The sequence below is a fragment of the Flavobacterium sp. genome (assembly GCF_043779715.1).
Lineage (GTDB): Bacteria > Bacteroidota > Bacteroidia > Flavobacteriales > Flavobacteriaceae > Flavobacterium.
Map to the genome: position 1 here is coordinate 1 of NZ_JAYWDT010000020.1, position 11,007 is coordinate 11,007.

An 11,007-nucleotide genomic window follows, 5' to 3' on the forward strand; every position below is an offset into this window, starting at 1 on the left:
GCAATTTTGTTTCCTGAGTGAATGTAAGACCCAACGAAAGCACCTTCTAATTTTTCGAAAGTTCTAATTTCTAATTTTTCTCCGATAACTCCTGTTTGCTCGATTAGTTTATCAGCAATAGTAATACCATTAAAATCAGAAGCTAAAAATTCTTCTTTGTTGTTGAAGTTTAAAGCTAAGTTAGCCATTTCAACAGCCATTTTCACGAAGTTTTCGTTCATTCCTACGAAGTCAGTTTCACAGTTTAATGTGATAACAACTCCAGCAGTATTGTCAGCGTTTACGACAGCGATTGCAGCCCCTTCAGTAGATTCTCTATCTGAACGATTTGCAGCTACTTTTTGTCCTTTTTTACGTAAGTTTTCGATTGCTAAATCAAAATCTCCGTCTGATTCAACTAAAGCTTTTTTACAATCCATCATTCCAGCTCCGGTGATGGTTCTTAATTTATTTACGTCTGCAGCAGTGATAGTTGCCATAATTTTTTTAATTTAAAGATTAAAAGATTGAAAAATTTTAAGATTAACTGTTATTACCAATACTAAATCAATAATTTTTTAATCTTTAAATCCTTCAATCTTTAAATGTATTATTTACTCTTCTGTTTTAGCAGCTTCAGCTACAATTGCTTTCTCTTCAGCGATTGTATCAGCAACTTCTTCTGGAGCAACTTCTTCAGTAGCAGCATCAGCTTCTTTATCAGATGTTCTGTTTGCAAGACCATCAATAATAGCTTCAGTTACTAATGTTAAAATTTTATCGATTGATTTAGAAGCATCATCGTTTGCAGGGATAACGTACTCAACAAGACGTGGGTCAGAGTTGGTATCTACCATTGCGAAAACTGGAATGTTTAATTTTTGAGCTTCTTTAATTGCGATGTGTTCAGCTTTGATATCTACTACAAATAATGCAGCAGGTAATCTTGACATATCAGAGATAGAACCTAAGTTTTTCTCCAATTTTGCACGCAAACGATCCACTTGTAAACGTTCTTTTTTAGACAAAGTCATAAAAGTTCCGTCTTTTTTCATGCGGTCGATAGTCGACATCTTCTTAACAGCTTTACGGATTGTAACAAAGTTCGTTAACATTCCACCAGGCCATCTTTCAGTGATGTACGGCATGTTTGCAGCCGCAGCTTTTTCAGCTACGATGTCTTTAGCTTGTTTTTTGGTAGCTACGAAAAGTATTTTTCTACCTGATGCAGCGATTTTTTTAAGAGCTTCATTAGCTTCTTCAATTTTTGCTGCAGTTTTATATAGATTGATAATGTGAATTCCATTACGCTCCATATAGATGTAAGGAGCCATGTTTGGATCCCATTTTCTAGTCATGTGTCCGAAGTGAACACCTGCTTCTAGTAAGTCTTTAACTTCTATTTTATTTGCCATTTTGTAATAGTTTACGTTCTGTTGAATTAGCAATGATTAAGTAGCGATTTTACAATCAGGTCTTAACCATTTAGATGCTAAACTAGTTTCCTGCCTCGACAGGAAGAGCAACAATAACTTAGTTTTTAATAAAAAAATATTAACGTTTAGAGAATTGGAATCTCTTACGAGCTTTCTTCTGACCGAATTTTTTACGTTCAACCATTCTCGGGTCTCTCGTTAGTAATCCTTCTGGTTTCAAGATTGCTCTGTTTCCTTCTCCAACTTCACACATTACTCTTGCAATAGCCATTCTTACTGCTTCTGCTTGTCCTGTGCTACCACCTCCGTAAACATTTACTTTTACGTCATAGTTAGTTACATTTTCTGTCATAGACATAGGCTGTAAAACTTTGTACTGCAAAGTAGCTGTTGGGAAATAAGTTGCAAACGCTTTTTTGTTAACAGTGATTACTCCTGTTCCTTCCGATACATAAACACGTGCAACTGCACATTTTCTTCTACCGATTTTGTGAATTGCTCCCATTACTTAAGATCGTTTAGGTTAACTGTTTTAGGTTTTTGAGCGCCTTGTTTGTGCTCTGCTCCTACAACAACATTTAAATTTCTAAAAAGCTCAGCTCCTAATTTATTTTTAGGCAACATTCCTTTTACTGCTTTTTCTACTAATAGAGCAGGGTTTTTTGATTGCAAAACTTTTGCAGTCAAACTTCTTTGTCCTCCTGGATAACCTGTGTGACGGATGTAAGTCTTCTCGTCCATTTTGTTACCTGTAAGGTTGATTTTTTCTGAGTTGATAACGATTACGTTATCTCCGCAGTCCACGTGTGGTGTGTAACTTGGCTTGTACTTACCTCTAAGAATCATTGCGACCTTTGATGCAAGACGACCTAAGTTATGACCATCAGCATCTACAACAATCCACTCCTTTGTAACGGTGGCTTTGCTTGCTGATTGTGTCTTGTAGCTTAATGCGTCCATAATATTATTTTAATTAAACATTCCATTCCCAATAAAGGGAGTGCAAAAGTACGATTATTTATTTTAAATACAAATAGGAAAGTAAAAATTCTTTTTCTTTGCTTTTCAACGAGTTACAAATCTTTTGAAAATTGATTTTATCTTAAGACTTTCTTCATACAAACGCTATTTTCCGCATCAGCATATTGTCCGTAATTTTGAGTAACCAAATAACCTGATTTTTTATATAAAGCGATTGCTTCGGGTTGATTTATTCCTGTTTCGAGGATAGTTTGAGTGTAGTTTAATTCTAAAGCCCAAAGTTCGAGTTGGGAAAGAATTTTTGAAGCAATTCCTTTTCCTCGATAATCTGGAAGTACAAACATTCGTTTTATTTCGACTGTTTGAGAGTCTATTTCTCTGAAAGCACCGCAACCAACTGCAATGTCGTTTTCATAACAAACAATTACATTTTTTAAAATGGCCGTTTTGTTTATTTGAGCATAAAACTCATGTTCTTGGCCATCACGAATTTTTAAATCTGCGTCTAATAATAAGACAAGATTTGTAAAATCTTGGTTTTCGGAAGTTGTTCTTTTTAATGTAATCATTTTTTTATTTTTTAGCCCTGATTGCAGTGAAAATCCTTTTTGAGGCTTTTCGCCGAAAAAAAAGATTGCAACGGAAAGCGGGATTAGCTCCTAAAATAAAACAGCCATCAAATTTGACAGCTGTATTATTTTTAATTAAGAACCACACATCTCACAATCTTCTGGACCAGCATTTTTTGCTAGTTCGATCATGGCACGGTATTCTTCGTTAGTCATTGTGGCAGTAACTACTTCGACCTCAGCTAAAACCGGTTGCTCTTTTACTTCGATAGCAGCAATTGGCTCAGCTTTTTTGTCGTTGTTTAAGGTGAACTTTATGGCATCTACGGCAGCTTTTGTTCTCAAATAATACATTCCAGTTTTTAAACCAGATTTCCAAGCGTAAAAGTGCATCGATGTTAATTTCGAATAATTCGCATCTTGCATAAACAAGTTTAACGACTGTGATTGATCCACGAAATATCCTCTGTGACGTGACATATCGATAATATCTTTCATAGACATTTCCCAAACGGTTTTGTACAAATCTTTCAGGTCTTGGGGTATGTCAAGGTTTTGAACAGAACCGTTTTCACGCATTAATTGTTGTTTCAAATCTTCTGTCCACAAGCCTAATTTTACTAAATCTTCTAGCAAATGTTTGTTTACCACAATAAATTCGCCAGACAAAACACGGCGTGTGTAAATATTTGAAGTATATGGTTCGAAAGCTTCGTTATTACCTAAAATTTGTGAAGTTGATGCAGTTGGCATTGGCGCAACCAAAAGGGAATTTCTTACTCCGTTTTTCATTACTTCCTTACGCAAACTTGCCCAATCCCAACGACCAGAAAGTTCTTCGTCTTTCATTCCCCACATGTTGTATTGGAATTCTCCTTTCGAAATAGGTGATCCTTCAAATGTAGAATATGGCCCTTCTTCAATTGCCATTTCCATAGATGCTGTTACAGCTGCGAAATATAAAGTTTCGAAAATTTCTTGATTCAGTTTTTTTGCTTCATCGCTTGTAAATGGTAAACGCAACATAATGAAAGCATCTGCCAAACCTTGTACTCCCAAACCAATTGGACGGTGGCGTTTGTTAGAATTTTCTCCTTCAATTACTGGATAATAATTTCTATCGATAACTTTATTCAAGTTTCTAGTTACTCGTTTTGTTACAGTAAATAGTAAATCGTGGTTAAATTTTCCGCCTTCAACAAACATTGGTAACGATAACGAAGCCAAGTTACAAACTGCAATTTCGTCTTTCGATGTATACTCCATAATCTCGGTACACAAGTTCGAAGAACGAATAGTTCCTAGATTTTTTTGGTTCGATTTACGGTTTGCTGCATCTTTGTACAACATATATGGAGTTCCAGTTTCGATTTGCGATTCTAGAATTTTCTCCCATAGTTCGTGTGCTTTAATGGTTTTTCTGCCTTTTCCAGCTGCTTCATACGAAGTATAAAGTGCTTCGAATTCTTCGCCATGCACATCATATAACCCTGGACATTCGTTTGGACACATCAACGTCCAATTCCCATTTTCTTCGACACGTTTCATAAACAAATCTGATGTCCACATCGCGAAGAATAAGTCTCTAGCACGCATTTCTTCTTTTCCTGTATTCTTTTTCAAATCCAAGAAATCGAAAATATCAGCATGCCAAGTTTCGATATAAATCGCAAAACTACCTTTACGCTTTCCTCCACCTTGATCTACGTAACGAGCCGTGTCATTAAAAACACGTAACATAGGAACAATCCCGTTCGATGTTCCGTTAGTACCACGAATGTAAGAACCTGTTGCACGAACATTGTGAATAGATAATCCAATTCCTCCAGCCGATTGTGAGATTTTTGCTGTTTGTTTTAGCGTGTCGTAAATCCCGTCGATACTATCGTCTTGCATAGCCAAAAGGAAACAAGATGACATTTGAGGTTTTGGTGTTCCAGCATTAAACAATGTTGGTGTAGCGTGTGTAAAAAACTTTTTAGACATTAAGTCGTAAGTTTCTATTACCGATTTTAAATCGTTTAAGTGTATTCCAACCGAAACACGCATTAACATGTGTTGCGGACGCTCTACTATTTTTCCGTTTATCTTAAGCAAATAAGAACGTTCTAAAGTTTTAAAACCAAAATAATCGTAGTTAAAATCTCTTGTATATATAATGTGTGAATTTAAAAATTCAGCATTTTCTTGGATAACATTATGTACTTCTTCTGACAAAAGTGGTGCTTCTTGCCCATTTCTAGGATTCACGTAATGATACATTTCGTTCATCGTTTCCGAGAAAGATTTGTTTGTATTAGAGTGTAAGTTCGAAATCGCAATTCTCGCCGCTAGTTGTGCATAGTCTGGATGTGCAATTGTCATAGAAGCCGCAGTTTCTGCCGCTAAATTATCTAATTCTGATGTTGAAACACCATCGTAAAGCCCCTCAATAACTCTCATAGCTACTTTTACAGCATCTACTAAATCGTTCAATCCGTAACACAGTTTTTTAATTCTTTCTGTGATTTTGTCGAACATTACAGGCTCTTTATGCCCATCTCTTTTTACTACGTACATAATTTGTTTGTTTTGTGAAAAAGCAAATCCCTTTGCAGTTTCGGGTTATTTGTAATCTATTTTTGAAGCCAATCCCGCTATCTGTTTCAATCTTTTGTTTTCTAAAGAAAAAAAAACAAAAGGATTTCCACTTCTATCAGGACTAAACTAGTTTTCAGATTTGGGGCTTTACTGAAAATTTTGGTTTTTATTTGGTTGTATTTAATTTTTCATTTAAAAATCAGCATCAAAACTAATTTTTTGCGCTTCAGAATCGGTATTCATAACACCTGCTTTCTGATATTCAGCAACTTTCTTCTCGAAAAAATTAGTTTTTCCTTGCAACGAAATCATATCCATAAAATCGAACGGATTTGCTGTATTGTATTCTCTATCACAGCCCAATTCTACTAATAATCTATCTGCAACGAATTCTAGATATTGCGTCATTAGTACAGCATTCATTCCAATTAAAGAAACCGGAAGTGATTCTGTAATAAATTCACGTTCAATATTTAAAGCATCAACAATAATACCTCTAATTCTTTCTTTTGGCACTTTGTTTACCAAATGATGGTTGTGCAAATGCACTGCAAAATCGCAATGAACACCTTCGTCACGAGAAATTAATTCGTTCGAGAAGGTTAATCCTGGCATTAAGCCACGTTTTTTTAGCCAATAAATAGAACAAAACGCACCCGAAAAAAAGATCCCTTCAACAGCTGCAAAAGCGATTAAACGCTCTGCAAACGAATCAGATTCAATCCATTTCAAAGCCCAATCTGCTTTTTTCTTAATCGCAGGAAAAACTTCTAAAGCATTAAATAATTCGTCTTTTTCAACCTCATCTTTTACATAAGTATCAATTAAAAGAGAATAAGTTTCAGAATGAATATTTTCCATCATGATTTGAAAACCATAAAAGAATTTTGCTTCAGCATATTGGACTTCATTTACGAAATTTTCTGCTAGATTTTCGTTTACAATACCATCTGAAGCAGCGAAAAATGCTAAAATATGTTTTACAAAATAACGTTCGTCATCAGATAATTTGTTATTCCAATCGTTTAAATCTTGAGACAAATCAATTTCTTCGGCAGTCCAGAAACTAGCTTCCATTTTTTTGTACCATTCCCAAATATCGTGGTGTTTTATCGGAAAAATCACAAAGCGATTTTTGTTTTCTTGTAAAATTGGTTCTACGAAAGACATAGTTTATTGGTTTTTATTGTATTATAAAAATTGATTTTTGTAACGATTGGGGTTTACAAAGATTGGAATTTGAATCTATAAATGAAAGAGATAGTTATTCACAATTGCCTTGAGTTTTTAACAAAGCATCTTTTTGTAAACTTGATTTTCAAAATTAATAAATAATTGTAAATCAATTAGTTAAAAATATAAAAAACGGTAAGGTATTGTAAAATAAGGAATTTATTTTTAAATCAAAAAATCAAAAATTATTCATTTTTTAGTTCCTCTGCAACTTTCTCGAGCTCGGCATACCAGTTTTCGCCAAAGCGACGAACAAGTGCTTCTTTTACAAATTTATAAACAGGAACTTCGAGTTCTTTTCCTAAGGAGCAAGCTGGAGAGCAAATATCCCATTTGTCATAATTTACGGCTGCAAACTCGGTAAAATCTTTGACACGAATTGGGTACAAATGACACGAAACTGGTTTTTTCCAATCGATTATTCCTTGATTGTAAGCTTGTTCGATTCCGCAAAGTGCGGTTTTACCATCGAAAATGACATAAGCGCAATCTTTGTTGTCTATTAATGTGGTTTCGAGCGTTCCGTCGGTTCCAATAACTGATGTTCCTAGTGCTTCGATAGCAGCTATGCCTTCTTTGCGAAGAAACGGTTTTACTTTTGGATATATTTCTTCTAGGATTCGAACTTCGTCATCTAATAAAGGCGCACCAGCATCGCCATCGACACAACAAGCGCCTTTACAAGCTGATAAATTGCATACAAATTCTTTTTGAAGAATGTCTTCTGATACGATGGTTTTGCCTAGTTGAAACATTTTGCAAAGTTAGTTTAAAGTTTTTGAGTAGCAAAAATTTACACAGAGATACTCAAAGAAAATTAGAACACTAATTTCACGAATTTTCACTAATTCTTAAATTCTGATTTGCATGTTGATTGCGTGAGTGATAGCAGAGAAAAGCCCACAGCTTGACGAAGGGAAGTGCGAGGACTTGCAACGTATAGCACGACCCGGCTCTTTTCGGGAGGGACACGCCCAAATGAAAAAATTTAATCGTACTTTTGTAGCATAAAAACTGTAACTATGTTTGAAATTAGCCTAAAAGAAATTGTAACGGTAAGTATGGTTTTATTTGCCGTGATTGATATTGTTGGCTCTATCCCAATTATTGTTAATTTGAGAGCCAAACACGGACATATTGAATCCGAAAAAGCGTCCATTGTTGCTGGTTTAATCATGATTGTCTTCCTTTTTGTAGGAGAAGAATTCTTGAGCCTAATTGGGATTGATGTCAATTCGTTTGCGGTCGCTGGATCATTTGTTTTGTTTTTTTTGGCGTTGGAAATGATTTTAGGCATTCATTTGTATCGCGATGAAGAAGCGAGTTCTGCTTCCATTGTTCCTTTGGCTTTCCCTTTAATTGCTGGTGCAGGCTCGATGACTACTTTATTGTCATTACGTTCTGAATTTCAAACAATCAATATTATCATCGCTATTATTTTGAATATTCTACTGGTATATTTGGTTTTGAAATCTTCTCCAAAAATCGAAAAAATGCTGGGTAAAAATGGCTTAGGTGTTATTAGAAAGGCATTTGGAGTTATTCTTTTAGCTATTGCTGTTAAATTATTTGCGGCTAATGTTAAAGACTTGTTCCTGTAAGTCAAATTTTAGTACTTTTGACCTATAAAATAAATTTGATATGAAAATTTTCACATATATTATTATTGCGCTAGCTATTGTTTTTATTGGTATCAATTTTACCAGATTAGATTTCAATAATTTATTAGAAGGCGAAAGTCTAATTGCGCTTATCGGAATTATTGCCATAGTTTGCGCGGTAGTTATTTTACTTATTTTTAGATTATCTAAATCTATCGAAGAAAAATTAAAAAATCAATAAAATGTTTGATGTTTTAATTATTGGCGGGGGAGTTTCGGGAGTTTCGTGCGCTTTGATTCTAGGTTCTGCTCACAAAAAAACTTTTGCTCAGGACAAAAATATTGCCATTATTACACATCAAAAAGCATCGTCACTTCAAGATGCTATTTTTTATAACGCTTACGGCATTCATTCCGGGAAATTAGGTTCTGAAATTCTTACCGAAACTACCACACAATTACAAGAAAACTATCCTCATATTACGCAAATAGAAGACGAAAAAGTAATTTCGGTTTCTGGCGAATCAGGGAGTTTTGTGGTTGTTACCAATAAAAACAGATACCAAACTAGAATAATTGTAATAGGTGTAGGTTCTTCAAATTTATTTTCGATTGAAGGTTTGCAACAATATATTGAGTCTCACAAAAAATCATTAGTAGAAAAAAACAGGATTCAACTAAAAAATAACGACCAAAAAGTAACTGATGGAATTTATGTTGTTGGCACTTTAGCTGGTCACCGAAGCCAACTCGCTATTGCCGCCGGAAGTGGTGCTGCAGTTGCCACCGACATTCTTACTTTATGGAATAATGGTATTGAAACACATGTTCATGATAGTGTGAGGAAGTAAGTTTTTATTTAATAAAAGATTGCAAGTGTAAAAAAAACTTAACTACGACAAATAGTCTTTAATTCTTCAAAGCTTCCTTAACCATCACATCATCTTTTAAAACGACTTGATAATATTGGCTTTCGCCTAATAATTGTCGGCAAAACTCGGCAGCAATATAACGTTTTATGTAGTCTTTGCTCGAATCTAAATCGATAAAAGAATCATTCAATTCAATCATTTTTTTGAATTGATTATAATACAAATCCGAACCTTCTATTTTAGTAATAATTTGAGCAAAATTAAGGTTAGAAAACTTGTTTCTGTGACGGTCTAACTCTTTAAAAACAAAATTAGAAACCAATCCAGACTGCATAATCATAGGAATTACTTCGTTCCCTTTTGTAGACTCTAACGGCACGAAAACATCGGGTACAATACCGCCACCGCCATATACAATTCTTCCTTTTGGAGTTTTAAATTTTAATGTATCCGCAATTTTTATACTATCTTTAGCGTATAATTCGCCATTTTTGTAGCGATTCATAAACTCATTAAAGTACTCTTCACTCCCTTCTTTATATGATTTCTGGATAGACCTTCCCGTTGGCGTATAATATCTCGCAACGGTTAGTCTCACTGTAGATCCGTCTTGGAAAGGCATTTCTCTTTGCACCAATCCTTTGCCAAAAGAACGACGACCAACCACCAATCCTCTGTCATTATCTTGTATTGCACCAGCGAGAATTTCGCTTGCCGAAGCTGAATTTTCGTTGATTAACAAAGTTACTTTTCCATTCTCGAAAACACCATCGCTTGTAGCAAAAGTTTTGTCGATGCGTTTCTTTTTATTTTTGGTAAAAACAATGAGTTTTTTGTCTTTTAGAAATTCATCGGCGATAGAAACAGCTTGGTCAAGATAACCACCACCATTGTCACGGAGATCGATAACTAGAGAGTTCGCACCTTGCTTAACCAATTTGTTTAAACCAATTTTAAATTCCTTATAAGTTGTTTCGGCGAAGCGATTTACCTTTATATATCCTATATTTTTATTGAGCATAATAGCAATATCAACGCTTTTTAGCGGAATAATATTACGAATTACTTTTAGGCTAAATTTTTTATTTATCGATTTTCTAAAAACGGTCAAAATTACTTCGGAGTTTGGTTCTCCTTTTAGTTTTGAATACAATTTTTCGGTAGTGATTTTTTTACCAAAAAGCTTTTCGTTATTGACCGATAAAATTCTGTCGCCAGCTTTGATTCCTGCTTTTTCCGAAGGACCACCTTCTACAGGTTTGATAACTGCAACGGTATCATTATCGACAAAAAAGTTGACGCCAATACCTACAAAATCACCTTTCATACTTTCAGCTACACCTTGCGCTTCGGTTTTTGCAATATAAACTGAATGCGGATCGAGTTTGCCTAAAATTCCGTTTACGGTTTGGTCTACAATCGAATCGGTATTTACATTGTCTACATATTCGTCGTTTATAAAATCGATAAGTTTATTGAGTTTTTGCTTGCTTTGATTTTCAGTATTTAGCTTTGCCGAAACTGGAGTTCTAACAAAAATACCTCCTAACAAAAAACCAGCAGCTATTGTAGCAAAAATGAGTAACGGAAAATATACTTTATCAACTTTCATTTAGAAAATGTATTATTTATTCAATTTCATGAATATGATCTACTTGAACGCCTGCTTTTTCTAAAAATTCTAATCCCGAATTATCTTTATAACCTTCTAGATATACGACTCTTTTTATTCCCGATTGGTGTATTAGTTTACTAC

Annotated in this window: 12 protein-coding genes and 1 pseudogene; 3 read left to right on the forward strand and 10 right to left on the reverse strand. The window is 34.6% G+C overall.

Annotated elements, in window-relative coordinates:
* From tsf to ACH2BG_RS00740, 8 genes are all read right to left on the reverse strand, one after another.
* The coding region (gene tsf, locus ACH2BG_RS00705; protein WP_395045817.1) for a translation elongation factor Ts at window positions 1-479 on the reverse strand (479 nt) is incomplete at its 3' end.
* Window positions 480-593: 114 nt separating this feature from the next.
* Window positions 594-1,394 carry a 30S ribosomal protein S2 gene (gene rpsB, locus ACH2BG_RS00710; protein WP_395045827.1) on the reverse strand — a complete coding sequence of 267 codons (801 nt, stop codon included), beginning with the start codon at window positions 1,392-1,394 and terminating at the stop codon, window positions 594-596.
* Between the two features lie 139 nt (window positions 1,395-1,533).
* Window positions 1,534-1,920, reverse strand: a complete 387-nt coding sequence (gene rpsI, locus ACH2BG_RS00715; RefSeq protein ID WP_395045818.1) for a 30S ribosomal protein S9 — start codon at window positions 1,918-1,920, stop codon at window positions 1,534-1,536.
* The gene (rplM, locus tag ACH2BG_RS00720; RefSeq protein WP_395045819.1) at window positions 1,920-2,375 is read right to left on the reverse strand and encodes a 50S ribosomal protein L13; all 456 of its coding nucleotides are present in this window, start codon (window positions 2,373-2,375) and stop codon (window positions 1,920-1,922) included. Before rplM ends, rpsI begins: the two co-directional genes overlap by 1 nt.
* Window positions 2,376-2,512: 137 nt before the next feature.
* Complete coding sequence (locus tag ACH2BG_RS00725; RefSeq protein ID WP_395045820.1) at window positions 2,513-2,965, reverse strand: GNAT family N-acetyltransferase; 453 nt, start codon at window positions 2,963-2,965, stop codon at window positions 2,513-2,515.
* 135 nt (window positions 2,966-3,100) lie between these two features.
* Window positions 3,101-5,524, reverse strand: a complete 2,424-nt coding sequence (locus ACH2BG_RS00730; RefSeq protein WP_395045821.1) for a ribonucleoside-diphosphate reductase subunit alpha — start codon at window positions 5,522-5,524, stop codon at window positions 3,101-3,103.
* Between the two features lie 213 nt (window positions 5,525-5,737).
* Window positions 5,738-6,715, reverse strand: coding sequence for a ribonucleotide-diphosphate reductase subunit beta (locus ACH2BG_RS00735; RefSeq protein WP_395045822.1), 978 nt, complete (start codon window positions 6,713-6,715; stop codon window positions 5,738-5,740).
* A 248-nt stretch (window positions 6,716-6,963) separates the two neighbouring features.
* A complete protein-coding gene (locus ACH2BG_RS00740; protein WP_395045823.1) occupies window positions 6,964-7,533 on the reverse strand; it encodes a DUF3109 family protein in 570 nt (189 codons plus the stop codon).
* A 267-nt stretch (window positions 7,534-7,800) separates the two neighbouring features.
* On the opposite strand from ACH2BG_RS00740, the gene ACH2BG_RS00745 reads away from it, so the two are divergent.
* From ACH2BG_RS00745 to ACH2BG_RS00755, 3 genes are read left to right on the forward strand one after another with little or no spacing between them, the layout of a single operon-like run.
* The gene (locus tag ACH2BG_RS00745) at window positions 7,801-8,379 is read left to right on the forward strand and encodes a MarC family protein (protein WP_395045824.1); all 579 of its coding nucleotides are present in this window, start codon (window positions 7,801-7,803) and stop codon (window positions 8,377-8,379) included.
* A gap of 40 nt (window positions 8,380-8,419) precedes the next feature.
* Window positions 8,420-8,620, forward strand: coding sequence for a hypothetical protein (locus ACH2BG_RS00750; RefSeq protein ID WP_091476536.1), 201 nt, complete (start codon window positions 8,420-8,422; stop codon window positions 8,618-8,620).
* A 1-nt stretch (window position 8,621) separates the two neighbouring features.
* Complete coding sequence (locus ACH2BG_RS00755) at window positions 8,622-9,230, forward strand: FAD-dependent oxidoreductase (RefSeq protein WP_395045825.1); 609 nt, start codon at window positions 8,622-8,624, stop codon at window positions 9,228-9,230.
* A 58-nt stretch (window positions 9,231-9,288) separates the two neighbouring features.
* On the opposite strand, the gene ACH2BG_RS00760 is transcribed toward ACH2BG_RS00755, so the two are convergent.
* Window positions 9,289-10,863 (reverse strand): S41 family peptidase, encoded by a 1,575-nt coding sequence (locus ACH2BG_RS00760; protein ID WP_395045826.1) that lies wholly within the window; start codon window positions 10,861-10,863, stop codon window positions 9,289-9,291.
* A 16-nt stretch (window positions 10,864-10,879) separates the two neighbouring features.
* Window positions 10,880-11,007: pseudogene (locus ACH2BG_RS00765) on the reverse strand (CMP deaminase); the annotation flags it as partial.